Annotated in this window: 30 protein-coding genes and 1 pseudogene; 15 read left to right on the forward strand and 16 right to left on the reverse strand. The window is 33.8% G+C overall.

Features of this window, described 5'->3' with window-relative positions; translation table 11 throughout:
* Positions 1 to 40: 40 nt before the first annotated feature.
* The gene (locus M0D21_RS05070) at positions 41 to 880 is read left to right on the forward strand and encodes a universal stress protein (protein WP_248327365.1); all 840 of its coding nucleotides are present in this window, start codon (positions 41 to 43) and stop codon (positions 878 to 880) included.
* A 73-nt stretch (positions 881 to 953) separates the two neighbouring features.
* Here the strand turns inward: M0D21_RS05070 and deoC are convergent, their stop codons facing one another.
* Genes deoC through M0D21_RS05090 form a run of 4 tightly spaced genes read right to left on the reverse strand, consistent with a single transcriptional unit; the run spans position 954 to position 3,282 of the window.
* The gene (deoC, locus tag M0D21_RS05075) at positions 954 to 1,598 is read right to left on the reverse strand and encodes a deoxyribose-phosphate aldolase (protein ID WP_248327366.1); all 645 of its coding nucleotides are present in this window, start codon (positions 1,596 to 1,598) and stop codon (positions 954 to 956) included.
* Positions 1,599 to 1,601: 3 nt separating this feature from the next.
* Positions 1,602 to 1,901, reverse strand: coding sequence for a thioredoxin (gene trxA, locus M0D21_RS05080; RefSeq protein ID WP_248327367.1), 300 nt, complete (start codon positions 1,899 to 1,901; stop codon positions 1,602 to 1,604).
* 39 nt (positions 1,902 to 1,940) lie between these two features.
* On the reverse strand, positions 1,941 to 2,837 hold the full coding sequence (locus M0D21_RS05085) for a DUF3298 domain-containing protein (protein ID WP_248327368.1): 897 nt from the start codon (positions 2,835 to 2,837) through the stop codon (positions 1,941 to 1,943).
* A 7-nt stretch (positions 2,838 to 2,844) separates the two neighbouring features.
* The gene (locus tag M0D21_RS05090) at positions 2,845 to 3,282 is read right to left on the reverse strand and encodes a ClbS/DfsB family four-helix bundle protein (RefSeq protein WP_394802452.1); all 438 of its coding nucleotides are present in this window, start codon (positions 3,280 to 3,282) and stop codon (positions 2,845 to 2,847) included.
* A 14-nt stretch (positions 3,283 to 3,296) separates the two neighbouring features.
* Between M0D21_RS05090 and M0D21_RS23115 the strand changes: the two are divergent.
* A pseudogene (locus tag M0D21_RS23115) lies at positions 3,297 to 3,365 on the forward strand (hypothetical protein); the annotation flags it as partial.
* 125 nt (positions 3,366 to 3,490) lie between these two features.
* Here M0D21_RS23115 and M0D21_RS05095 read toward each other — a convergent pair.
* The gene (locus tag M0D21_RS05095) at positions 3,491 to 3,775 is read right to left on the reverse strand and encodes a hypothetical protein (RefSeq protein ID WP_248327370.1); all 285 of its coding nucleotides are present in this window, start codon (positions 3,773 to 3,775) and stop codon (positions 3,491 to 3,493) included.
* 63 nt (positions 3,776 to 3,838) lie between these two features.
* The gene (locus M0D21_RS05100; RefSeq protein ID WP_248327371.1) at positions 3,839 to 4,243 is read right to left on the reverse strand and encodes a hypothetical protein; all 405 of its coding nucleotides are present in this window, start codon (positions 4,241 to 4,243) and stop codon (positions 3,839 to 3,841) included.
* Positions 4,244 to 4,347: 104 nt separating this feature from the next.
* Here M0D21_RS05100 and M0D21_RS05105 point away from each other — a divergent pair, with 104 nt between their 5' ends.
* The 4 genes from M0D21_RS05105 to hemN all read left to right on the forward strand — a co-directional run bounded on the left by M0D21_RS05105 (position 4,348) and on the right by hemN (position 8,941).
* Positions 4,348 to 5,586: a PAS domain-containing sensor histidine kinase gene (locus tag M0D21_RS05105; RefSeq protein WP_248327372.1), complete on the forward strand. Its 1,239-nt coding sequence runs from the start codon at positions 4,348 to 4,350 to the stop codon at positions 5,584 to 5,586.
* Positions 5,579 to 6,640, forward strand: coding sequence for a response regulator (locus M0D21_RS05110; protein WP_248327373.1), 1,062 nt, complete (start codon positions 5,579 to 5,581; stop codon positions 6,638 to 6,640). The genes M0D21_RS05105 and M0D21_RS05110 overlap by 8 nt, the downstream gene beginning before the upstream one ends.
* Before the next feature lie 74 nt (positions 6,641 to 6,714).
* Positions 6,715 to 7,554, forward strand: a complete 840-nt coding sequence (locus M0D21_RS05115; protein ID WP_248327374.1) for a universal stress protein — start codon at positions 6,715 to 6,717, stop codon at positions 7,552 to 7,554.
* A gap of 25 nt (positions 7,555 to 7,579) precedes the next feature.
* Positions 7,580 to 8,941 carry an oxygen-independent coproporphyrinogen III oxidase gene (gene hemN / locus M0D21_RS05120; RefSeq protein WP_248327375.1) on the forward strand — a complete coding sequence of 454 codons (1,362 nt, stop codon included), beginning with the start codon at positions 7,580 to 7,582 and terminating at the stop codon, positions 8,939 to 8,941.
* Positions 8,942 to 8,943: 2 nt separating this feature from the next.
* Here the strand turns inward: hemN and M0D21_RS05125 are convergent, their stop codons facing one another.
* From M0D21_RS05125 to ccoS, 8 genes are all read right to left on the reverse strand, one after another.
* Complete coding sequence (locus tag M0D21_RS05125; protein ID WP_248328217.1) at positions 8,944 to 9,834, reverse strand: sterol desaturase family protein; 891 nt, start codon at positions 9,832 to 9,834, stop codon at positions 8,944 to 8,946.
* A 157-nt stretch (positions 9,835 to 9,991) separates the two neighbouring features.
* On the reverse strand, positions 9,992 to 10,696 hold the full coding sequence (locus tag M0D21_RS05130; RefSeq protein WP_248327376.1) for a sulfite exporter TauE/SafE family protein: 705 nt from the start codon (positions 10,694 to 10,696) through the stop codon (positions 9,992 to 9,994).
* Positions 10,697 to 11,143 carry a FixH family protein gene (locus M0D21_RS05135; RefSeq protein WP_248327377.1) on the reverse strand — a complete coding sequence of 149 codons (447 nt, stop codon included), beginning with the start codon at positions 11,141 to 11,143 and terminating at the stop codon, positions 10,697 to 10,699.
* Between the two features lie 19 nt (positions 11,144 to 11,162).
* Positions 11,163 to 12,584, reverse strand: a complete 1,422-nt coding sequence (gene ccoG, locus M0D21_RS05140) for a cytochrome c oxidase accessory protein CcoG (RefSeq protein WP_248327378.1) — start codon at positions 12,582 to 12,584, stop codon at positions 11,163 to 11,165.
* 16 nt (positions 12,585 to 12,600) lie between these two features.
* Entirely contained in the window at positions 12,601 to 13,557 is a 957-nt protein-coding gene (locus M0D21_RS05145; protein ID WP_248327379.1) for a cbb3-type cytochrome c oxidase N-terminal domain-containing protein, read from the reverse strand.
* Entirely contained in the window at positions 13,554 to 13,745 is a 192-nt protein-coding gene (locus M0D21_RS05150) for a CcoQ/FixQ family Cbb3-type cytochrome c oxidase assembly chaperone (protein ID WP_248327380.1), read from the reverse strand. Before M0D21_RS05150 ends, M0D21_RS05145 begins: the two co-directional genes overlap by 4 nt.
* Positions 13,746 to 13,749: 4 nt before the next feature.
* Positions 13,750 to 15,957, reverse strand: a complete 2,208-nt coding sequence (ccoN, locus tag M0D21_RS05155; RefSeq protein WP_248327381.1) for a cytochrome-c oxidase, cbb3-type subunit I — start codon at positions 15,955 to 15,957, stop codon at positions 13,750 to 13,752.
* A gap of 1 nt (position 15,958) precedes the next feature.
* Positions 15,959 to 16,153, reverse strand: coding sequence for a cbb3-type cytochrome oxidase assembly protein CcoS (gene ccoS, locus M0D21_RS05160; protein ID WP_248327382.1), 195 nt, complete (start codon positions 16,151 to 16,153; stop codon positions 15,959 to 15,961).
* 123 nt (positions 16,154 to 16,276) lie between these two features.
* Here ccoS and M0D21_RS05165 point away from each other — a divergent pair, with 123 nt between their 5' ends.
* Entirely contained in the window at positions 16,277 to 16,429 is a 153-nt protein-coding gene (locus tag M0D21_RS05165; RefSeq protein ID WP_248327383.1) for a hypothetical protein, read from the forward strand.
* Positions 16,430 to 16,461: 32 nt separating this feature from the next.
* On the opposite strand, the gene pdxH is transcribed toward M0D21_RS05165, so the two are convergent.
* Together pdxH and M0D21_RS05175 are read right to left on the reverse strand one after the other, a co-directional pair.
* Complete coding sequence (pdxH, locus tag M0D21_RS05170; protein ID WP_248327384.1) at positions 16,462 to 17,070, reverse strand: pyridoxamine 5'-phosphate oxidase; 609 nt, start codon at positions 17,068 to 17,070, stop codon at positions 16,462 to 16,464.
* Positions 17,048 to 19,456 carry a heavy metal translocating P-type ATPase gene (locus M0D21_RS05175; RefSeq protein ID WP_248327385.1) on the reverse strand — a complete coding sequence of 803 codons (2,409 nt, stop codon included), beginning with the start codon at positions 19,454 to 19,456 and terminating at the stop codon, positions 17,048 to 17,050. The genes pdxH and M0D21_RS05175 overlap by 23 nt, the downstream gene beginning before the upstream one ends.
* Positions 19,457 to 19,622: 166 nt before the next feature.
* Here M0D21_RS05175 and M0D21_RS05180 point away from each other — a divergent pair, with 166 nt between their 5' ends.
* The 8 genes from M0D21_RS05180 to M0D21_RS05215 all read left to right on the forward strand — a co-directional run bounded on the left by M0D21_RS05180 (position 19,623) and on the right by M0D21_RS05215 (position 25,602).
* Positions 19,623 to 20,474 carry a universal stress protein gene (locus M0D21_RS05180; protein WP_317249736.1) on the forward strand — a complete coding sequence of 284 codons (852 nt, stop codon included), beginning with the start codon at positions 19,623 to 19,625 and terminating at the stop codon, positions 20,472 to 20,474.
* 11 nt (positions 20,475 to 20,485) lie between these two features.
* On the forward strand, positions 20,486 to 21,340 hold the full coding sequence (locus tag M0D21_RS05185) for a universal stress protein (protein ID WP_248327386.1): 855 nt from the start codon (positions 20,486 to 20,488) through the stop codon (positions 21,338 to 21,340).
* A gap of 17 nt (positions 21,341 to 21,357) precedes the next feature.
* Positions 21,358 to 22,206 carry a universal stress protein gene (locus tag M0D21_RS05190; protein ID WP_248327387.1) on the forward strand — a complete coding sequence of 283 codons (849 nt, stop codon included), beginning with the start codon at positions 21,358 to 21,360 and terminating at the stop codon, positions 22,204 to 22,206.
* 67 nt (positions 22,207 to 22,273) lie between these two features.
* Entirely contained in the window at positions 22,274 to 23,122 is an 849-nt protein-coding gene (locus M0D21_RS05195; protein ID WP_248327388.1) for a universal stress protein, read from the forward strand.
* A gap of 66 nt (positions 23,123 to 23,188) precedes the next feature.
* Positions 23,189 to 24,043, forward strand: a complete 855-nt coding sequence (locus M0D21_RS05200) for a universal stress protein (RefSeq protein WP_248327389.1) — start codon at positions 23,189 to 23,191, stop codon at positions 24,041 to 24,043.
* Between the two features lie 5 nt (positions 24,044 to 24,048).
* The gene (locus tag M0D21_RS05205; RefSeq protein WP_248327390.1) at positions 24,049 to 24,471 is read left to right on the forward strand and encodes a hypothetical protein; all 423 of its coding nucleotides are present in this window, start codon (positions 24,049 to 24,051) and stop codon (positions 24,469 to 24,471) included.
* 180 nt (positions 24,472 to 24,651) lie between these two features.
* A complete protein-coding gene (locus M0D21_RS05210; protein WP_248327391.1) occupies positions 24,652 to 25,062 on the forward strand; it encodes a hypothetical protein in 411 nt (136 codons plus the stop codon).
* 96 nt (positions 25,063 to 25,158) lie between these two features.
* Entirely contained in the window at positions 25,159 to 25,602 is a 444-nt protein-coding gene (locus M0D21_RS05215) for an Hsp20/alpha crystallin family protein (protein WP_248327392.1), read from the forward strand.
* Positions 25,603 to 25,627: the final 25 nt, after the last annotated feature.

Genomic DNA, 25,627 nt, shown 5'->3' on the forward strand with positions numbered 1-25,627 from the left:
AATTAGCTTTGAACTATATAACCCTAAAAAATATATCAAAATGAATAAGATTCTAGTACCTGTGGATTTTTCTGAGTATTCTGAGTATGCTTTACAAGCTGCGGCAGTAATTGCAAAACAACAAAAGGCAGAAATAGTAGTATTGCATATGTTAGGTTTATCTGAAGCTGTATTTACCAAAGATGAGAGTCAAGAAGTTGCCGAGGCTGTGTATTATATGAAATTAGCCGAAAAGAGATTCGATACTTTCTTAGATAAAGAATATCTTAAAGGGATAAAGGTTCATGAGACTGTACAGAATTATAAGATATTTAGCGAAATTAACCAAGCTGCACATGAGCATGATGTTGATCTTATTGTTATGGGTTCTCATGGGGTAAGTGGATTTACCGAAGAGGTATTTATAGGTTCTAATACCGAAAAAGTGGTGCGCACTTCAGATATTCCTGTGTTGGTAATCAAAGGCTCTGGGGTTAATTTTAAGATGGAAGAAGTTGTTTTTGCCTGCGATTTTAAGATAGAAAACGTAAGACCATATCGAAATGCAATGAACTTGTTTAATGCTATGGGAGCCAATGTTCATTTGTTATACGTTAATCTTCCTGGAGAGCGGTTTAGGAGTTCTGAACAGATGGAAGAAATGGTGAAAGATTTTCTTTTCAAAGCCGATTCGGGTAATCTAGATATGCATGATAAAGTGGTATACTACAGTGATTATTCGGTAGAAAGTGGAGTGTTTAACTATAGCAATAAGATTGGAGCAAATATAATAGCGATTCCTACTCATGGGCGTAGAGGGTTGGCCCACTTTTTTAATGGAAGTATTGGAGAAGATATCGCCAATCATGCAAACAAACCAGTGATGACTTTTAAAATTTGATAGTCCGTATAATGACTAATTCTGAGATTGTTATTATTTAACAATCTCAGTTTTTGTATGTCTTTTTTTGAAATTAAGATGAAGTAACAATAGCGATTCCAGAAGATGTGCCAATCCTGGAAACTCCCAGATCTATATATTGTAAGGCTGTTTGTTTATCCCTTATTCCTCCAGAAGCTTTTATCTGCATATAATCTCCAACTTCATTTTTCATAAGTTGTATATCTTCAAGAGTTGCTCCCCCTATGCCGAAACCGGTAGAAGTCTTTATAAAATTTGCTCCGGCGTTTAAAGATAATCTGCAAGCCATTTTCTTTTCTTCTTCTGTTAGGTAACAATTTTCAAAAATGACTTTTAATACAGTATCGTTTATGGCTTTTTTTACAGCTTTTATCTCATCCTCAATGATTTTATAATATCCAGACTTCAAAAGCCCTATATTGAGCGCCATATCAATCTCATTTGCTCCTTGTTCTATGGCCTGTTTGGCTTCAAGAACTTTAATTTTTATAGTCGTAGAACCCAGAGGGAACCCTACAGCCGCAGCGACTTTATGTGGTGTATGCATTAATTCGCTATGAGCCAATGCTACATAATAACTACTCACACAAACTGCATAAAATTGATGCTCTTTGGCTTCGGTACATAGTTGTTTAATGTCGTCTACCGATGCCGTTGGTTTTAATAGGGTATGATCTATATAGGTATTAAGCTGCATGATCTATTGGTGTGAAGTAATCACATTTATAATATCTTGTTTCTGTAATACTCCAGATTGCCTCCAAAGCTGCTTTCCGTCTTTAAATAATATCATAGTAGGAACGCCTCTAACCTGATATTTTGACGATAATGGCTGATTTTTATCTACATCAATCTTTACGATTTTAATAGTATCACCAAGTTCGTCTTTTACTTCTTTTAATATTGGAGCTAGCATTTTACAGGGTCCGCACCAATCTGCAAAAAAGTCTACCAATACAGGTTTTTCAGAATTTATAATTTCACTAAAACTACTTTTCATACTACAGCTAAATTTTAGGGACTAAGGTACTATATTGTATTAACTTACTTCAGGAGGATCGTTGTATTTTTTGAGTACATGCATAATTTTAGATATTGGTATTTCTATGGCGTACGTTCCGGTGTAGGAAGGGCAAATCACACAATCATCAAAATAAAATTTTACAACATTATCGTCTACTACAAAGTTATTTTTATACGCCATAAAATCACCTTGAGATAACTCCCAACAGTCATAGTATAATTCTCCAGAGTTAATATGATCGGTTATTATTGTGTTAATGGTGTTGAATACCACTGTTTCAGATCCCGATTCAAAAAAGGTTTCAAAGTATATGAATTCGTTCGTATTAAGATCATAGTTAATACAATCAAAAAGGTAGGTAGAATACTTCATGCCAGAATAATAATTCTCTTTGTATAATACTACACTGATGAGGTCATTTTTGGCATTGTAAATTTTGTAATCGATAATTCGTTTATCTCTGAATCGATTAATTTTTAAAGTATCGCATAACAACTCTTTGTCCTCAAGAATTTGATTTTCGGTTTTTTCAATATCTAAGTAGTTTTCTTGTATGTATCGATTAAATATAACACTACCTGGGTGTTTTTCATTTAAGTATGGGTATTGATAATCAAGAATATACAGATCTTCTTCTTTGTAGAGTTTTTTAGAGACCACTAATTCTTGTAATTGAGGTTTGTCGTCTTGAGCTTTGATGAGCTTTTCTCTTTTTATTGCCTTTGTTTTTTCTTGATTTAATTCCAAGCTTTCTTCAGAGAATACAGCCAAAGAATCCTGGACACTTTGGTTTGGAGTGTTTTGAAGAGTTTCATTTTCTATTTCTGGAGTTTCTATAGTGTGTTCTGGGGATGATGATTTTTTACAAGCTATAAAACTTAGTAAAACGAGACAAGAGATTAAGGTTTTCATAATATTATTATTTAATACACTTTTTAATTAATTTAAATGCCCAGTCATAGTGACTGGAAGTTGCTGAAATGAGATATGAAGCCAATGAAGTGGTTCCTGTCCATTTATACTTTCGCTTTTCGAATAATTCTTTTTCGGTGTGATTATTTATTATTTTTTGTAATTCTTTAAAAGATTTTTCAAGCATGTTTATAACCTCTTTTAAATCTGTGTTTTGATATTTCTTTCTTATTTCCCGATTAAGATCTGGTGTCGTTTTCCAGGTGTATCCTTTTGCTGGCATATCTGGTTTCTTTCCTGTCATTCCCACAGAATACCAATCGAGCATCATTATATGCCAATGATGTAAATGGGCTAATACATCTCTTATATTCCTGTTTAGGGTACCTTTAGGAAACTCTTGATGCAGGTGCTCTTCAGAAAAAGAATGTATCATTTCAACCAACCTGCGATAATTATTGGTACTTAACTCTACTAGTTCTTTCTTGTTCTTTGGTCTTGGCATGCTTTATTAATTTTGTATGCTAAAATTAAAAGAGTTACTCATTTAAAAATATGATATTGATCAGCTCTTCCATGGGTATAGAGAATAAGAGAAAAAAGGTGAGTTTTCTTAAAAACTCACCTTTTAAAGAAATATATATGTAGTGTGATTAAAAAAGCCCGTTTCCAATAATTATTAGGGTATTTACTACCAAACTGGTGATTAAAAGATCGAATACTAATTTAGGTTTTTGAACCGTTAGAATTGCCGCGTTATGAGCACTGCAAACCACAACACTTATAAAAACCATGAACATTTGCAGTGGTGCATTTCCATTCATTAAAGTAGTCATAATAGCTATAGATCCAAGACAAGTAGAAACTATGATAGCTAGAGCTGAATATCCTGTATAATTTTCGGTAAAATCGGCATTCAATTTTGCATATAGTGTCATAATGAAGTGTTTTAAATTTGATGTAAAAGTAAAGGGACAAAAACTTTTAGAATATGATAAAAATCAGTTTTCCAGAGTTATTTTTAATCTGCCAAGCATCATTAATTCTGATTTGTTTTTGCCAGAAAAAGCATCAGCAATATTATTTGCTGTTTCCCAAATAAGTTGTTTTATCCTTTTACTGAAGTAAGTTTTATAGTCGTTGTAAAATGTCTCAAATTCTTTAAAACAAGATTCGGCATTTGGAGTTTCATAATCCATCCAATCAAAAACAATTTCAATCTGAAAAGCTGCATCTGCACCAAATTCATCTACTATATCATCTACCTGTAACCATTTTGATTTTACAATTTTCCGAAGAGAATTATATTCAGATTCTCGAACCACTTTATCTGATGCTGCGACAGCATAAAAAAGCTTTCCCAAATTCTGGTAAAAAGTAATTCCTATATTTTGTGTTGTATCCATTTTTAATTGTATTAAATAATTTATATGATAAAATTAAGTACCTTTTATGAGGCTTTTTATGATATTCGTCAGTTCCCGTAAATCAAATTATGTAAATTTGAAAAATGAAGGTTTTTGAAAAACAGAGTAATGTTTTTAAGATTTTATCAGAAGCAATTTCCGAAGGAATTCTGGTAGTAAATAAAGAACAAACTATAGTTGCTACGAATGGTTCTGCCGATGAAATTTTTGGATATGATCGAGATGAACTTATTGGGAAATCACTAAATATTTTAATACCACAAAAGTATCATCATAACCATGGTGCACATTTTAAAAGTTTTATAAATAAGGCTGAAAGACGTAACATGGGTAGAGGAAGAGATATTTTTGGAGTTCGTAAAGATGGTAGTGAATTTCCTCTGGAGGCAGGATTAAATCCTTTCACCATCTATGACAATGAGTATGTAATGGCATTGGTAATAGATATTAGTGAGCGAAAGGAGCAAGAACAAAAGATTCAAGAACTAAATACTCAATTAGAGCAAAAAATAGCACTTCGCACCAAAGAGTTACATCAAACTATCGAAGAGTTAAAAGAAGAGGTGAAACTTCGGGTAGAAGCTGAAGCAAAGGCTAAAGAATCTTTACAAAAAGAGCGAGATCTTAATGAATTAAAAACAAAGTTTTTATCATTGGTTTCACATGAGTTTAAAACACCATTAAGTGGGATTTTAACTTCTACCACCCTAATAGGAAAATACACTAAAACCGATCAACAGGCGAAAAGAGATAAACACCTTGATACTATTAAAAATAAAGTAAAGTATTTAGATAATATTTTGACCGATTTTTTATCGGTTGAACGACTTGATAGTGGAAAAGTAAATTATAAGTTTTCTACTTTTCCTTTGAGCAAAGTAATTAATGAAGTGGTCTATGATGCAAATATGCTACTAAAAGACGGTCAAAGAATAAACTACCCCGCTAATATTGATGATTACATTATTGAATTTGATGAAAAAATATTGGAGTTAATCCTTACCAATTTGATAGGGAATGCAATCAAATATTCACCAGAGCATACAATAATAAGCCTTAACGTTAATGTTGAAAATAAAGAATATGTTTTTGAAATCATCGATGAAGGTATAGGTATACCAGAGGAAGAACAAAAGTTCATTTTTAACAGATATTTTAGAGCAGAAAATGCATTATTAGACCAAGGTACCGGGATAGGTCTCAATATTGTAAAAAGCCATTTGGAAAACCTTGGAGGGAGTATTACTTTTACTAGTAAAGAGAGTAAGGGGACTACATTCAAGGTTTTAATTCCAATAACAAACAATCACCAAAATGACTAAAATTCTATTGATAGAAGACGATACTGCTTTACGAGAGAACACTGCTGAATTGCTAGAATTGTCGGATTATGAAGTGTGTACAGCTCCAAATGGTAAGGTGGGCATAGAAAAAGCAAAAATAGAACATCCGAATATTATTGTTTGTGATATCATGATGCCTGAAATAGATGGGTATGGAGTGCTAGAGGCATTGTCGCAAGATCCAACCACAAATCAAATCCCGTTCATATTTTTATCGGCCAAAACTGAGCATAAGGAAATAAGAAAAGGGATGGATATGGGAGCCGATGATTATCTCACCAAACCTTTTGAAGAGGAGGAGTTATTAAGTGCGATCGAGAGTCGATTAGCAAAAGCGCAAATCTTATCAAAAATCATCGCCGATCAAGCGACTATACAAATACAGGATGCCACAAATGATGATGGGTTGCGTAACCTGCATGAACTCAAGAATTTTTTTGATGACAATGGAGAGATTTTCGAATTTGAAAAAGGAGATGTTGTATATAAAGAAGGTGAGCATTCGAATAAAATATATCTCATTTTAAAAGGAGTTATAAAGAGCCATAAAATGGATGAAAGCGGAAAAGAATTAATTACCGCTTTGTATAAAGCCGATGATTTTCTTGGATTTACCTCGTTTATAGATAATATACCCTACCAAGAGTCGGCTACTGCAGTAGAGAATGTAGAACTGGCAGGAATATCAAAAAATGATCTGAAGGATATTCTGGAGAAGAGCAAAAATATTTCTTTAGAACTTATGGAATTACTTACTGATAACCTTTCTGAAATAAAAGAACAATTGCTACAAATGGCGTATAGCTCTGTTCGAAAAAAGACAGCTCAGACCATTCTTCAGTTTGCCGAAATATTGAACAAAAAACCCGAAGACAATATCAAAATTTCCAGGAATGATTTAGCCAGTGTAGCCGGAATAGCTACAGAAAGTTTGATACGAACTCTTTCAAGTTTTAAGAAAGATGGCCTTATTGAAATTGAAGGAAGGAATATTAGAATTCTTGATTTACCAGCTTTACAATTAATGGAATAATAGGCTAAACTGATTTTTGTCATACTTTTCTAGAAAACGTCTCAATACATTTGTTTGGTAACAATGTATTAGAGATGAAAAATATTCTTGTTCCAACAGATTTTTCAGAAAATTCATGGAACGCCATTATATATGCGTTATCCTTTTTTAAAAAAGTAGGTTGTAATTTTTACTTCTTGCATGTGTCTCCCTATGATGAAGTGGTAGGAAGTGATACTTTTTTTCATACCGAAGATACTATTACGGCAAGGATAACATATAATGGTAGAGAACAAATGCAAAAGCTACTTCAAAAGATTGAAAAACTCTCTCTAAATACCAAACATCATTTTTATTCTGTTCATGAATACATTTTTTTTATCGATGCCATTAGAAAACAGGTTGAAGAAAAAGAAATTGACTATATAGTCATGGGTACCAAAGGAGCTTCAGGCCTAAAAGAAAGAACTATAGGCAGTAATACAGGAGATGTAATTACCAAGGTTAAATGTCCTGTTTTGGTAGTTCCGGAAAACGCAAAATATGTAAGACCTAAAGAAATAGCTTTTCCTACAGACTATAACTTAAACTACAAAAGCAAGATATTAGATACTATAACTGGTATTATTTCACTAAGTAATGCTTCTTTAAGAGTGCTACATATAGCAAAAAAAGAAAAAGAACTGTCAGAACTTCAAAAGAGGAATAAAGATTTTTTGCATGATTATTTGGGAGATACCATAGAACATAGTTTTCACTTTCTCTCTAATACCAATATTGAAGAAGCAGTACAGTGTTTTGTTGAAAGCAGAGACATCGATATGATTACTATGATTGCTAAAAATGTCAACTTTTTTCAGCGAATTTTGTTCCGTCCCACGGTTGAGAAAATCAGCTACCATATTGATATTCCTTTTTTAGTCTTACACGAATAATACAACCTCATTAATTTATCTCCATATGTGTACAAATTTAGTTACAAAATATAATATACCAGGTCCGAGATATACCAGTTATCCCACAGTTCCATATTGGGATATGGATACATTTTCTTTAAAACAGTGGTCAGCGTCTGTGCAAAGATCATTCGAAGAAACTAATGTCGAAGATGGTATTAGTTTATACATTCATTTACCGTTTTGTGAGAGCATGTGTACATTTTGTGGTTGTAATAAGAGAATTACAAAACGTCATGAAGTGGAGTTGCCTTATATACATTCTGTACTCGAGGAGTGGAGGTTATACCTCGAGCTTTTTGATAAGAAACCTAGAATTAAAGAACTACATTTAGGCGGTGGGACCCCAACGTTTTTTTCGCCAAAACATTTGAAATATCTGATTGAAGGAATTTTTTGGCAGGCAGAAAAAGCCGAAGACTGCGAATTCAGTTTTGAAGGACATCCCAATAATACTACTCGAGAGCATTTGCAAGCTTTGTATGATGTTGGTTTTAGAAGAGTAAGCTTTGGAGTGCAGGATTATAACGAAACGGTGCAAAAGGCGATTCATAGGGAGCAGCCTTTTGAAAATGTTGAATATGTCACTCAGGTGGCCAGAGAAATAGGATACACTTCTATTGGGCATGATATTATTTTTGGATTACCTTTTCAAACCGAAGCTGCTGTAAAACATACCGTTTTAAAGACCCAAGAGTTACTCCCAGATCGATTAGCATTTTACAGTTATGCCCATGTGCCATGGCAAAAAGGTAATGGACAACGAGGATTTCAAGATGCAGATTTACCGTCTGCAGAACATAAAAGAATACAATATGAAACTGGTAAAAAAATGCTGTCTCAAGTGGGCTATGTAGAAATAGGAATGGATCATTTTGCACTACCAGAAGACACATTATACAAGTCAATGGAAAACGGAAATTTACATCGAAATTTCATGGGATATACAGCTTCTAAAACACAATTAATGATAGGTTTGGGGGTATCTTCTATTAGTGATAGTTGGTATGGGTTTGCTCAAAATGTAAAAAATATTGAAGAGTATCAATATTTGGTAAAAGAAGGTATTATTCCGGTATATCGTGGTCATATGTTAAATCAAGAAGATGAAATTATACGCCGACATATTTTAAACTTAATGTGCAATTTTGAAACCCATTGGGGTAAAGATTTATATTTTAAGGAATTGCCTTTGGTTTTATCTAAATTAGATGAAATGAAAACTGATGGACTACTGGAGGTTTCTGATAATGGAATGAAAATATTGGATAAAGGGAAGCCCTTTGTTCGTAATATTTGCATGGCTTTTGACGTGCGATTACAGCGTAATAAACCGGAAACACAACTTTTTTCAATGACCGTTTAAATTTACTTTTCCGTATCTATACTTTTCATCTTTTTAAAGCCATATAACACTTGCCCACCAAAATTACTGGGAATATGTTGATCACCGGGAAACCCAAGAGGAATTTTACCACTATCTTCTGGAATATAATTGGTTTTAAAAATGTAATCCCAAAGGCTTAAACTAATTCCAAAATTAACACCAAATGAACCTTGGGGTAGGGTATAAGAATGATGATAAAGATGCATTACCGGATTATTAAAAATATACTTTAATGGTCCCCAGGTAATTTTAATATTAGCATGATTAAAATGTCCGATCGTAATGGCCAAAAAATGAACAATATAGGCTTGTTCTGGTTCAAAACCACCAATAATCATCACCCCCAATGTTTTTAGAGGTTTATAAAATATATTCTCCATCCAGTGGTAACGAAGATGAGCTGCAAACCCCATTTCTTTTACCGAATGATGAATTTTATGAAACTTCCACAAAAAATGATATTTGTGTAGTAACATATGTGTAAACCATTGCACAAAGTCTAAAATGATAAAGAATATGACCAATTGTAGCCACATAGGTAATTCAGAAATATCAAAAATAGTTAGACTCTTTGTTTGTATACCAATACCTGAAAAAGCCAGGGATAGCAGTTTGTAGACACCACTTATTACAATGGTAAAGACAAAAAAATTGAAATACATATAAAACGCATCTAACCCAAAGTCTTTTCTGAATATAGATTGGTTTTTTCGCCATGGAAACACAATTTCTAAACCCCAGACTAATAAAGAAATAATGGTAAGTCCCCAGAAATAATTCATATACCAAGGAACCTCAAACAAAATAGAATCCCATGTCCATAATACACTATTCATAAAAGCATCGGTAAATGCAGTGAGGTATTTTTCCATAGTACTGTAAAAAGTTATGATTGGTTTTGATATCATTAGACGAAATTTTTCATCATATATTACCCAATCCTGATGTCACTTTTTATGTTTAAATGTAAGGTTTTTAAAATAGACTGTATGTAACAATGGTTACACTTAATTAGTTCTGCCCATAAAACTAGGAGTGACATTCAAAATTAGCAGAAACTATTTCTGAAGAAGCTTCAGGAGAGAGGTAGGGAATTCCGAGTCCCATTCCTCTCAAAACAAAAAGTATTCCCATGATTACTATAAATATGGGGATCAATTTTTGTATTCGATTACGTGTTTTTCCGGTAATAAAATTACCAGTATACACGGCAATGGTCATCATAGGTACGGTGCCTAATCCGAATAATATCATATACATACTACCCATTAGAATGTTTGAAGAAGCTATGGCGCCAAATACAGCCATATATACAAGACCACATGGTAAAAATCCGTTTAAAAAACCAATGGTTAAAAATGTATCTGTTGTTTTCTTTTGCAAGTTATAACCCAGAGCAGATTTTACCTTTGTAATTAAACGATATATAGGTCGGGTGAAAGCATGTTTTTTGGTTTGAAGAGAAGGTACAATAACTATAAGTATCATCAAAATTCCAATGATAATTGATAATCCCTGTTGTAAATTAAATATGTGAAAACTCTTACCCAATACACCAAAGAAAAAACCAATAATTCCGTATGCCAATAACCTGCCAAAATGGTATAAAAAAACCTGAAATAGTTTTTTAGCACTATTCGACTTGTGTACAGGTAACATAAACGCAATAGGGCCGCACATTCCTATGCAATGAAAACTACCTAAAAGACCTAATATGAATGCAGATACCAGCACTTAATATGCAAATGATTTTTTAAATAAATAACGAGTGTTTTCATACTCCCAATCGATAGTGATTTTCCATTTTCCTTCTATCATGTTTTCATCGGGAATTATCATACTATTTTGTTGGAGAGTAATGGGGATAGTAAAGTCCAGTTGTTTGTTTGATGGGCGATACAATGAAATTACTCCACTAATTTTCTGGAATTCTTTCTCCTGTGGAAATTGAATAGACAGTCCTTGAGGTGTTTTTTTCATAGAAACGTCATTCAAGAGAGCTCTTGAATTTTTTTCGGCATCAATTTCTTCCTGAAAAGCAAGTTCCTTTTTGTAATACTCTTCGGTAACAAGGTCATGTTCATATTTCTTATTGGTATTCATATGCACAACGAAGTACATAATAAAAGAAATGAATCCTATAAATACCAATACGATTGCGGTTCCCCAGTTTATTTTCATTTTCTTAGATTTTATAATTCTATCTATAACTTCTTGGCCCTAAAAAGGCTGCATAAGTAGTCTCTATGAGAGTGTTGTTGCTATACACCCCTATTTTTAGTTTGTCTTTATCTCCACTTAGAGCAGATGCATTAACCTCAATAAATAATGTTCCTTCGGCTATTCCTTGTTTAGGAACAATAAAGTTTTTGTGTGTTACCTGTTCGATTTTTCCTTGGTGGGATAGCAATTCAAAATGTACATCGGTAATATCTTCGGTAGTTTTATTTACCAATTTATACGTATATACATTACTAATTATATTGTTCTCTTTTCTTTCATAAAGCTGTCCTGGTAATCTTAGAACATTAGCTTCTACGTCATTCCTTAAAAATAGCATCCCGGTAAGCACACCTATCAAAATGAATAGTACTGCACTGTATCCTTTTAACCTGGGAGTGAATTTGAATTTTGACTTTTTTGCAATGTTTTCTTCGCTGGCATATCGAATAAGTCCTTTGGGTAGATTTACGCTTTCCATCATATGATCGCAGGCGTCTATACATGCAGTACAGTTTACACATTCGAGTTGGGTGCCGTTACGAATATCGATGCCTGTAGGACATACATGTACACATTGAAAACAGTCTATACAATCACCTTTTCCGGTGCTTAGTCGGTCTTCATTTTTCTTGAATTTTGCTCTACCTGCCTCTTTTTCTCCACGTTTGTAATCGTATGCAACTACGATTGATTTTGAGTCAAGCAATACACCTTGCAACCGACCATATGGGCAGGCAATAATACATACTTGTTCTCTAAACCATGCAAAAACAAAATAGAAAACAGCCGTAAAAATTAGCAATGAAATTAGAGTGCTAACATGTTTTAAGGGACCATCAAATATATATTGTAATAATTGATCGCTACCAATAAGGTAGGCCAAAAATACGTTTGCAATTAAGAAGGAAATAATGAAAAATATACTCCATTTTGTTATTCTTTTCCTGATTTTTTCGGCATCCCAGGCTTGCTTGTCAAGTCGAATTTGTTTTCCGCGATCACCTTCAATCCAGTATTCGATTCTTCTGAAAACCATTTCCATGAAAATAGTTTGTGGACAAACCCACCCGCAGAAAAGTCTTCCAAACGCTACAGTGAATAGCGTTATAAATATGACTCCTATAATCATAGAAATTACAAACAAATGAAAGTCCTGAGGCCAGAAGGGGGCTCCAAAAATATTGAACCGTCGCTCCAAGACATTAAAAAGCAAGAATTGATTTCCGTTAATCTTAATAAACGGAGCAGAAAATAGGAAGATTAACAACCCATAACTTACCCATTTTCTGTAGGCATAGAATTTTCCACTTGGTTTTTTGGGGTATACCCATGCTCGTTTTCCTTCTGCATTTACAGTAGCAATCGAATCTCTGAACTTTTCATTTGTTGGCGTTTCCAAGAGTCTTAATTTTCAATTATTCGTTCAGTGCAACAGTGGTTGAATCTGATACTAATTCTTGTATTTCTTCGTTTGATTTTTCTTCTTTTGGAGTATCAGGATCTACCCATAATTCTCCTTGGGCTTCTTTGGGTTCGGCAGGAGTTGTTCCGCCCAAAGTGACGATGTAGCTGGCCACCTGAGCCATTTCGGCAGGTTTTAGTGTTTGTTTCCAGGCTACCATTCCCTTACCATCTCTACCTCCTTCAGAAATGGTGCGAAATATGTTTTTAATTCCACCACCTAAAATCCAATATTTGTCGGTTAAATTTGGCCCAATTCCACCACCACCGTCGGCTTTGTGACAAGCAACGCAATTGGTCGCAAAAATGGCTTTTCCTGCACTAAGATCGGCTGCATCTGTCAATAGCGTTACTGTATTTACATCTACTAAATCTTTGGCGGTCTTTTTGTACTCTTCAATCGCAATTTTGGCCTCTGCAACTTCTGTTTCATATTCTTCGGTTTGGGTATAGTCATTGAACACGTGGAAACGAATCATATAAATGACACCGAAAATGATCGTAGCATAAAATCCGTATACCCACCATGGAGGAAGATTGTTATCTAGTTCTTTAATACCGTCATAATTATGGTCAAGAATGATTTCATCTTCTTGTTCTACCGGTTTGCTGTCAAGCAGTTTTAGATAAATATCTTTTAACCATTTAAACTGGTTTTCCTTCTTCACCTTTTGCGTTAGTATATAACGTTCTTGAGCATCTGGTTTTAGAGATTGGAAAAGTATATTTTGCAATGCTGCTAGACTAATTTCTATCGCAATGGCAAATAAGGCAATCATACCTAGTCCTAACCAGCTAAGAGGTTCTTCAATAAAAGCTGAATTACCATTGGTTTCAACTGTTAATTCTATTAAAATATAAGCAATGAGTAAAAAGGTAAATACTCTGATGTATGATGCAGTCGTTTTCATAATGTTAGATCTTTATCCATTTCGGTTTCTAGTGGGATATGACTTACTTCTTTAATGTGTTCTTTTTTAGCCGAAATGACCCACCAGAACAATGCGGCAAAGAAGATGAAAAATATGAGTAGGGAAATCATAGGGTAGATCTCTATTCCTTCAATACTTTCCATATGACCTTTTACAAATTTTAGCATGGCTTTATTCTTTAGTTTGTACTATAGTTTCTTCGTCTTGATTTTTGACTTTAATATCTGTTCCTAATCTCTGGATGTAGGCGATGAGAGCTACTACTTCCCGATGTCTCATCTCGACAAAGTCTAACCCATTTTCTTCGGCATATTTTTTATCGGCTTCATAGGTTTTGGCAAAATCTGGATCGGTATATAGATTTTTTTCAATTTGTGTTGCTTGTTCATCCATCCATTCTTGTGCTCTTGCTATTTCTTCAGGAGTATAGGGAACTCCTAAAGCTACCATGGCTTCCATTTTTGTCTCTGTTAGAGATCTGTCGAGTTTGTTTTTTATGAGCCATTTATAACTAGGCATGATAGAACCCGATGAGGTACTTTGTGGATCATAAAAATGATTGAGGTGCCAATTATCTGAGTATTTTCCTCCTATTCTCATGAGATCGGGTCCTGTACGTTTACTACCCCATAAGAAAGGGTGATCATAGACATATTCTCCTGCTTTTGAATATTCTCCATAGCGTTCTACCTCACTTCTGAAAGGGCGAATCATTTGAGAGTGACAAGAAACACAACTCTCTCTGATGTAAAGATCACGTCCTTCGAGTTCAAGAGGTGTATAAGGTTTAACACTCGTTATTGTAGGAATATTTGAATCTACCATTAATGTAGGTATGATTTGAATCGCTCCCCCTATGAGAATAGCGATAGTTGCAAAAATGGTAAGCTTTACAGGTCTTCGTTCTAACCAGGTATGATATCCTTCTTTGGCAGTTCTGTGTCGTGTTACCTTGGTAAGAGGAGCTGCTTCGGCAAGTTCGTCTGCGACTTTACTTCCACTTTTCACGGTTTTCACAACATTATATAGCATAATGAATATTCCTAATATATATATGCTTCCACCAATAGCGCGCATCCAATACATAGGTATTATCTCATTTACAGTTTCTAAGAAATTACCGTAAACCAGGCTTCCATCCGGATTAAATTGTTTCCACATAGATGCTTGAACAAATCCCGCTACATACATAGGTAGCGCATACATGATAATACCCAAGGTACCAAGCCAAAAATGAACATTTGCTAGTCCTGTAGACCATAATTTGGTTTTGAAAAGCTTAGGAATTAACCAATATGCCATTCCGAAGGTTAAAAACCCGTTCCAGGCCAATGCTCCTACGTGAACGTGAGCGATTACCCAATCACTAAAATGAGCAATAGCGTTTACATTTTTAAGGGACAGCATAGGGCCTTCAAAAGTGGCCATACCGTATCCTGTAATAGCCACTACCATGAATTTAAGGACAGGATCGGTGCGGACCTTATCCCAGGCTCCGCGAAGGGTAAGTAAACCATTAATCATTCCCCCCCAAGAAGGAGCAATAAGCATTACCGAGAAAGCAACCCCAAGATTTTGCGCCCAGTCGGGTAATGAAGAATACAATAGGTGGTGTGGCCCAGCCCAGATATATATGAAAATAAGCGACCAAAAATGGACTATCGATAACCGATATGAATAAATGGGTCTGTTTGCAGCTTTAGGAATGAAGTAATACATCAATCCCAGGAAAGGAGTAGTTAGGAAAAAAGCCACTGCGTTATGACCATACCACCATTGTACTAATGCGTCTTGTACCCCAGCATATACCGAGTAACTTTTTAATGCACTAACAGGTAGTTCGAGACTATTGAAAATGTGCAATACTGCCACGGTCACTACTGTGGCTATATAGAACCAAATGGCGACATATAAATGGCGTTGTCTTCTCTTTAATATGGTTCCGATAAGGTTCCATCCAAAAACAACCCAAATTACTGCTATAGCAATATCGAATGGCCATTCGAGTTCTGCATATTCTTTGGATGTTGTAAAACCTAAAGGAAGTGTAATAGCGGCTCCTACAATAATTAATTGCCATCCCCAGAAATTAATATTACTAAGAATATCGCTAAACATTCTTGCCTTCAGTAAACGTTGTGTAGAGTAATAGACTCCAGCAAAAATAGCATTCCCCACAAACGCGAAGATTACAGCATTGGTATGTAAAGGTCTTAGTCGACCAAAACTCAACCATGATATACCGTCGGTAAGATTTGGGAATAAAAACATAAATGCCAGAAGTAGACCAACCGACATTCCTACAATACCCCACAGCATTGTAGCATACAAGAATTTTTTTACGATTTTATTATCGTAATAGAACTGTTCCATTTCCATGTTAAGATTGTTTGGTTTTAGGAGGTGCTGAAGATTTTTCTTTGCCTTCCTTTACAAGTTCGTCTTCAAAAAGCATACGTATAGATGGCGTATAAACGTCATCATATTGTCCATTTTTTATAGAAAACACAAAAGCAATAAAAAAGACAATCGCTACTAGAATACTAATCGTTAAGAGCACATAAATAACACCCATACTTATTTTATTATGCTTCAAAAGTATGGGTGAACCTTTTCTTAAAAAATGACATTTATCAGCTTTTAAACCTTATTTATTTATGAACTTTTGAGAAGTAAATAATGGTTTAAATTTTTAGTGATGAAAACGACTTTAAGCAAATTTAATTTTAGAAGAAAAGTTACCACGGGATTAATAATTATAGGTATTGGAATTCTGGTGGCCTATCTGTTTTACAATACGGGAATTGTAGAAATGGTTTTGGATATATTTTCCCCATATCCAGAAAAATAAGCTTTGTTAAAAAGAGCGAACAATTATTGGTTCTATTTGTAGAAATCTAAGTGAATTGTTTTGAGCCAATTATAATCCTGTTGAAGTGTATATTTGATAACCTCATGTTCTGTGGTTAATGAATTGTATTTTACAAATTCCATTTGAATGGGCTTAACGATGTACCCTCCCCAATATGTTGGTTTAGGAATATCTTTGTTTTTAAACTTCTGCTCGAATTGTTCCATACGCCTGTCGAGAACAGTTTTAGAGGATATAACGGTACTTTGCTTAGAAACCCAAGCGCCGAGTTGACTTCCTCTAGGACGGGATTCAAAATACCCTTCAGATAGATTTTCAGATATTTTTTCGGTATGGCCGTAAACACGTACTTCTCTTTTTGATTTACGCCAGTTAAACGAAAGCGAGGTTCTATTATTATTTGCAATTGCCTTTCCTTTTTCGCTCTTATAATTGGTAAAAAAGATAAACCCTTCCCAGGTAAACCTCTTTAATAAAACAATCCTAGATTTTGGAAAACCGTCTATTCCAATAGTAGCAAGTTGCATAGCATTTACTTCATCCTCGGGATGTGAGTTGAGCACTTCATGAAACCACTGTTGAAAGTGTTCAATAGGGTTATGGTTTCTCGATATCTCCATTCTTTTTATGATATAATTTAAGACTAAGGAAATTTGTAAACACTGTCACATAAATTACAATAGAAATAGAGCTTAATGGCATTAGAATAGCAGCTATAATAGGTGATAACTGGCCTGTTACAGCAAAGTATAAACCAATTGCATTATAGAAAAAAGATAAGATAAAACTCGATTTAATAACTCGAATAGTTCTTTTTGAAATACTCAAGTAATCGGTAATTTTTTCAAATACAGATGCATCCATAATGGCATCGCAAGCTGGAGAAAATACATTTACGTTTTCTGATATAGCAATTCCTACGTTGCTCTGTGCTAGTGCGCCTGCATCATTAAGCCCATCTCCAATCATAATTACGTTTTGATTATTTTCTTGTAAGTTCTTGATATAAGAAAGCTTGTCTTTTGGTTTTTGATTAAAAAGTAATGAGGTAGGGTTGGGTAGTATTCGTTGTAAATATGATTTTTCTCCTTCGTTATCTCCAGAAATAACAGATACATTATAGGTGTTAGATAATGTTTTGAATAGTTTTTCGAATCCTTTTCGATATTGATTATAAAAAATGAAGTGACCTCTGTAATTATTGTTTGTGCTTATATGCACCGAGGTATTAAGTTGTTTTTCGCTATTTGGTTTTCCTGCAAAATTTGTAGAACCTATTTTGATAGAGTTTTCGGCATGTTTTGCTTCTATACCACTACCTATATACTCTTGGTATTCATCTAGAGTCATAATTTCATGTTCTGCGAGTGTATCATATAAAGATCTGCTAAGAGGGTGATTTGAAGCTCGTAGTGCATTTTTTAACAAGGCTTCTTCGTTATATGATAAAGGTTGCCCGTGATATTCAATGTTGTTTTTCTTGTTTACCGTAATAGTACCGGTTTTATCAAACAGTATGGTATCGGCATTTGCCATTTGCTCGATGACATCGGCATTTTTGAGATAAAATTTATGTTTACCAAAGAACCTTAGAACATTTCCAAGTGCAAATGGTCTAGCCAACGCCAAAGCGCAGGGGCATGCAATGATTAAGACCGCAGTAAAAACATTGATTGCTTTGGAAGCATCTACAAATAACCAGTAGCCAGTGGCAATAATAGCAATGCAGAAAATAATTAAGGTAAAGTATTGGCTTACCATATCGGTGAGATTGGTAAAAGAAGTGGTTTTGTCTTTTTTAAAAACATCATTACTCCATAATTGAGTGAGGTAACTTTGCTCTACAGATTTTAGTGCTTCAATTTCAATTGCTCCGTTAAGTTGTTTTCCTCCTGCAAAAAGTTTATCTCCAGATTGTTTAGAAACAGGTTCACTTTCTCCTGTTACAAAACTGTAATCTATCTGGGCGTTACCATTAATAAGTATACTATCTACCGGAATTAGCTCTTCGTTCCTGATTAACAAACGATCTCCTTGCTTGATTTCATAAACCTGAATGTTTTCTTCTAGATTTTGATTCGAAGAAATTCTGGTGACTGCAATAGGAAAATAGGATTTATAATCTCTTTCAAAAGATAAGAACGTATATGTTTTTTGTTGGAAAAACTTACCTAATAATAAAAAGAATACTAAGCCAGTTAGGCTATCGAAAAAACCTGTGCCCAGATCAAATAGTATCTCGATAGTACTTCTAATAAAAAGTACTAGAATACCCAGAGCAATGGGTACATCGATATTTAGTATTTTGTTTCGTAGTCCTTTATAGGCAGATACCAGATATTCCTGAGCAGCATAAAAAACAACAGGTATTGAAAAAGCAAACATCAACCATCTAAAAACGTATTTATATTGCTCTAGCCAAAACTCTGATACTTCAAAATATTCGGGAAAAGATAAAAACATTACATTTCCAAAAGCGAAACCTGCTACTCCTAGTTTATAGAATAGACTTCGGTTAATATGTTGTGTGCTTTTGGTATAATCATCTAAACTTATATACGGTTCATATCCTATAGAGTTAAGTAAGATAACTACTTCTTTCAAGGTAGTTTGTGAAGTATCAAAAGTAACTCTAACCGTTTTCTTTGGAAAGTTTACTTGTGAGGTAGAAATTGAAGAATGAAGCTTATTCAAATTTTCTAGAATCCAAATACAAGAACTACAATGTATATGAGGTATGTATAAAGTTACAACATGAACATTTTGATCACTAAATTCAATTAGTTTTTCGATAATATCAGGATTATCGAGATAATCGTACTTTCCTTCAATTTCTTTAGGAATGGCTCCAGGAGTAGATTGTAAATCATAATAGCAGGATAAATCATTGCTCGAAAAAATTTCATATACAGTTTTGCAGCCATTACAACAAAAGGTTTTATGGTCGAAGTTTACAACGGTTTTTTCACAATCATTTCCGCAGTGAAAACAAGTCGATGTTGCCATATATTCATGGTTTGTCGCAAAAATCAAAAAATTTGTGAGTGTAAAATATGATAATAGTCATAATGCAGAAAATCATGAGATAAAGATGGGTTGCAGGAATGACAAAAGTCATATTTTTTGGCGGGGTCATTATTTAGTTTTGAGAAGATTTTCTTTAAAACCGTAAATGATGAGAAAGATATTGATACCTACAGATTTTTCTGAAAATGCAATGAATGCCATTCGATATGCTGTAGAGCTTTTTAAATATGAGCGCAGCGATTTTTTGATTATGCATGCATATGCCGATGAGGTATATGATCATGATACTACGGTATCTAGGCAAGCTTTGGAAGAATTAAAAGTAGCTACCCTCAAAAATTCTGACAAGGAATTATCAAAAATACTTGATGATATACAACAGATTTCACCCAACCCCAGACACACTTATGAAACACTTTCGGTTTTTGGAACTCTGGTTGATGAAGCAAATGAGCTGGTCGATCGAGAGAACATAGACATAGTTGTTATGGGTACTCAAGGTAAGAGTAATGATAGAGCCTTAACTTTCGGAAGCAATACGCTGCAAGTAATAAAATATGTAAAATGCCCGGTACTGGCGATTCCTAGCGAGAGTTCATATACGCAACCTAAAAACCTTTTACTCCCTACAGATTTCTTGTTACCATATAAGAAAAGAGAACTAAAATTATTAAGCACTTTAGCAAAGAGTTTCAGATCTAAAATCAATTTTCTATTTGTCTCTAAATATCAAAATCTATCCCTTCGACAAGAAGATCATAAGCAGTTTTTAGAAGATTGCTTACCCGATTTGGAGTTGGAGTTTCACAGTGTGGCATCTGATGATCTTACGATGGCAATTAATAAATTTATGATAGATAACCCTACCGACCTGCTAGTGATGTTTAACTCCAGACGCTCTTATTTGGAGCATATACTGTATCAATCGACAATAGACAAGATAGGATTGCAGATCAAAATTCCTTTTTTAATCATGCAGAATTTACAACGATATTAAAATTTAGTGTTATGAAACGAGTTTTATTACCAACCGATTTTTCAGACAATGCATATAACGCTATACAATATGCTATGCAGTTTTTTAAAGATGAAAAAGTAACTTTTTACATTTTAAATACATTTACTCCGGTTTCTTATCATGCTGGTTATCTAATAGAAAGTCCAACGATTTTTGGTTTAGAAGATGTTGCTATGGTAAATTCGAAAAGAGAGGTTGAAAGAATTGAAGAGAAAGTGAAGAAAGAATTTAACAACCCTAATCATAAATTTGTGAGGTTATCTGCTTTTAATACGCTTATCGGGGAAATCAAAGAAGTAGTCAATAAACACAATATCGATCTCATTGTTATGGGAACTCAGGGGGCTACCGGAGCCAAAGAAGTATTTATTGGCACACATACTATGTACACCATTAAGAAAGTAAAATGTCCTGTTCTGGCTGTTCCTGAAGGGTTTGTATATGAAACGCCAAAAGATATTTTGTTTCCTACCGATTACAAACTAAGTGTGAATAACCCTTATTTACAATTTCTTAAAGAGGTCTGTAATAAACATATAAGTAGATTGAATATATTAAATGCATACTATGGAGAGCCTTTGAACGAAGCTCAAGAAAAAATCAAGACGTTCTTAGATGAATATTTCAAAGAACATGCGCATATATTTCATCTTGCTGTTGGGGTTGATGTGTTGGAGGCTGTAGAAGATTTTCAGGATACTTACAAAATAAACTTGCTGGTAATGGTTCACAATAAGCATTCTTTTTTTGAGAATTTATTGTTCACTCCAGTCATTAATCAAATAGCATATCATACTAATGTTCCTTTTTTGGTTATTCCTTCAGAGGAAAGAATACAATCTTAACCTTAATATATATTGATATGAAACGTGTTCTTATTCCTACCGATTTTTCTGATAATTCATGGAATGCAATCGTATACGCCATGGCACTTTATGCAAATATTCCTTGTGAGTTTACCTTATTAAATACCTACGAATTAAAATCAGTGCAATTGGCGAGTACGTTGAGCTCGCAGAGAGTAGGGTATTTTTATGATTCAGTAAAGGAAGAGTCACAAGAAGGTTTGAAAATGATAATAGACGACATCAATAATTGTCGAACAAATTCTGCTCATGTTTTTAAAACATTTTCAAAGCAAGGTTCGTTTGTTGAGGTTGTCCAAAACCTAGTTACAACATCTGTTTTTGATATGATTGTAATAGGAACAAAAGGCGCAACAGGTGCCAAGGAACTATTTTTAGGTAGTAATGCCCAAAATTTGATAAAAGGGGTGGACCATTGCCCTGTTTTAGTTATACCCGAAGAATCCTTTTTTAAAGACATTAGTGAACTAGCATTTGCAACCGATTTTGAGAGAATGTACTATAAATCAGAAGTTCGTCCTATCATAAATTTAGCAGAATATTATGATGCCAGAGTAAGAATGATTCATGTTTATGATGACCCAAAACTATCGCATGTGCAGCGTTATAATTCGAATTCGTTAGAACAGTATTTTAAGAACATAAAATATGATTTTCATGTCATTCCTGATTTTTCTACCATAGAAAAAGCGATACAGGCGTTTTGCGAGGAATTTGAAATAGATATACTAGTAATGGTTAAATATGAACATAGTTTTATAGAACGTTTAATGAGAGAGCCAGTTATTAAAAAAATATCTTTTCATACTACTATTCCTTTTTTAATAATTCCTGCAGATAACTGAGAATTGTCATAGTATTCCTCACGTTTACGGAATAGTTTTATATCAAGTAATTTATAAAACGACGATCATGAAACGAATACTTGTTCCTACAGATTTTTCAAATAATGCATATAGTGCACTTTTTTATGCAACTCGGCTATTTCAAAAAGAACCTTGCGAGTTTTTTATATTAAACACTTTTGATGTAAATACTCCTGGACTAACGAGTAGGCTAGATACAAGTAAAGGGGATCTTTTGTATAAGCAATTAAGTGCAGAGTCTGAAGATAATCTTATCGAAATATCACATAAAATCGTGAGAGATACAGAAGATTATGAGCATAGCTTCGAGACCATTTCGGTATCTAAAGATCTTGCAGAAACCATCAATAAAACCATACGGAGTAAGAAGATAGACTTGGTAGTAATGGGTACTAAAGGAGCTAGTGGGTTAAAAGAAGTTTTTATGGGAAGTAACACGGTGAAAGTTATTCAGAAAATAAAAAACTGTCCGATACTCACTATACCTAATGAATATGATTTTAGAGTTCCTAAAAGTATTGCTTTCGCTACAGATTTTAGTCGATTGTATAGTAGAGAAGAGCTAGAGCCTCTTATAAAAATGACCGAGTTGTTTGGAGGTTCGATTCATATCCTGCACGTCAATGAAGAAGAAAAGTTAACCAAAGAGCAGGATTATAATATTACAAAACTCAGAGAATACTTCAAAGAAACAGAGTTCAGTATACATTGGGTGCCAAGTTCTGGTCAAAAATCAGAAACTATTCAAACTTTTATTGATCAAATGGGAATAGATATACTAGTAATGCTACGTTATAGGCACAGTATTATAGAGAGCATTACTCATGAACCTATAGTTAAAAAAATAGGATTTGCAGCAGATATTCCTTTTTTGGTAATTCCTACCTCGAGCTGATAATTATCATAGTTTTCTGTATACGTTACTTATACATTTATATTATAAATCTAAAAAACCAGAGTAATGAAAAAAAAGATATTATTACCAACAGATTTTTCAAAAAACGCTTGGAATGCAATAGTATATGCTATTGAGTTATATAAGAATGAAGCATGTGATTTTTATGTTTTAAATACGTTTAGCACAACGGGTTATGCGTTGGAAAGTATGATGGTTCCAGAACCAGGAGAGCGTTTATATGAAGAAGCAAAGGAAAAATCTGAAATTGGATTGGCAAAAACACTAGAGCGATTAACATTTAGGGATGATAACCCAGATCATAAGTTTTTTATAGTTTCTCAGTTTAACAGTCTTCTTGACGGAATTAAAGACTTAATCGATAAGAAGGACATAGAACTTGTGGTAATGGGAACAAAGGGAGACACAGATGCTGCTACAATAGTTTATGGTAGTAATACGGTTTTGATTATGGAAAAAGTGAGAAATTGTCCTGTATTGGCAATTCCAAATGAAGCAAGTTTCCAAGAACCGAAAGAGATTGTTTTTCCAACAGATTTCAAAACTAGTTTTAAACGTAGAGAACTTCAATATCTAATAGAGATAGCAAAGATTAACAATGCAGCCATACGCATTTTACATATTTCAGAGTCTGATGAGCTTACAGAGGAACAGCAAGGAAACAAACAACTTCTGGAAGAAAACTTCGAGAATTTAGAGTATAGTTTTCATACACTTCATAATGTGGATGTAAGAAGCGGCTTGAGTGCATTTGTAGAAAGTAGAGAAAGTGATATGATCACATTTGTGAATAGAAAACATAGTTTCTTCGGCAGCATGTTCTCTAAACCAATGGTTAAGAACTTAGGATATCATTCTAAAGTTCCAGTATTAGCATTACATGATTTTCAAATAAATTAAAGATTATGAAAAATATAGGTATCTGGATGGATAAAGAGAAAGCGTATGTCATTACCGTAAATGAAAATGGAGAAGAAATGACTACAATTACATCGAATATAGAGAATTTTCGTATACATGGAGGTTCTGGAACTCGATTAAAAGGAGGACCTCAAGATGTGGTACATGATAGTAAATATCTTGAACGGGAAAAACGCCAGTTCAAAGCATATTTCTCAGAAATTGTTCCATTTCTTAATGATGCAAATAATATCGCAATTTTTGGACCAGCAGAGGCTGGAGAGAAGTTCAAGAAAGAATTAGAGCTGAATTATAAGAGTATTGCACAAAACGTAGAAGGTGTTTTTAAAGCCGATAGTATGACCGAGAATCAAACCAGAGCATTGATACGTGATCATTTTAAAAATACCAAAGAACAGATCGTGTAACGAAATTTATTATACTTAAAAGATTAAATACTACAGGTAACCTAGATTTTAATGGGTTGCCTGTTTTTTTATATAAATAAATACCATTTTTAAAATGTAACTATCAGTAAATCTGATATTTGTCATTTTTTTCGTCAACAAGGTTAGGTAAATTCGAATACATCTAAAAACTATCCGATTATGACAACAATACCTAGCACCGAAAAAGAACTAAAGAACATACATTTTACGACTTTAGAATGGAAATCAGGCCTTCAGTTCATAGAAGGAGAAATTCATTTCATGAATCAGTTATTGAATTCGTACGTTTTTGAGCCTAATACTCCCAATCTTTTTGAAAAATTACAAGAATTTAAAGAACGCCTGATAAAGGTTGAGGAGGAAGTAGAAAAACTTAACAATAGCATTAGAAAACATGAAAGTGAGTTAGGAGGGATATTGGAATGTAATACCATTTCTGAAGATCATTCTTACTACCAAGAACATGAATTAATGTGTGTCACTTTTGAAAAATTCTACAAACATTTCAGAATATTAAAAGCAGAAATATTTGCATATGCCGGAGGCATATTAAAACACAGAAAAAACTAATAAAAAATGCAACGTGACAATTGTCATTTTTTTAAAGAATTTAGGAAAGTACTTTTAACATAGATTGAATAATAACTCATTAAAAACCTTAACATTATGTCATTAATTAAATTTAATAAAAACCGATTTCCATGGATTAACGACAAGGTTGCTACTTGGTTAGATACCGACGACTTTTTTGCAGATGACTTCTTCACAAGAGAAAGAAATCTTCCGGCAATGAATGTTAAAGAAAACAAAGGTGATTTTGAAATTGAAATTGCTGTTCCCGGTTTTTCTAAAAAGGATATCGAAGTAACCTTAGAAGATGATATGCTTCATATTTGTGCAAAGCAAAAAAAAGAAGTAGAAGATAAGAACGAAAACTATACTCGAAGAGAGTTTAATTACAGTTCATTTGACAGAAAGCTGCAATTACCTTCTAGTGTTAATCAGGAAGAAAAGGTAAAAGCTATGTATGAAGACGGCATTTTAAAGCTGAATCTTGTTAAGAAAGAAGAAGCAAAAGAACCGCCTAAAAGAATAATTGATATAGCTTAAACCTATAAGGCAGAGCAGATAAAAT

Origin of the sequence: Aquimarina acroporae, from assembly GCF_023195925.1 — a bacterium.
Lineage (GTDB): Bacteria > Bacteroidota > Bacteroidia > Flavobacteriales > Flavobacteriaceae > Aquimarina > Aquimarina acroporae.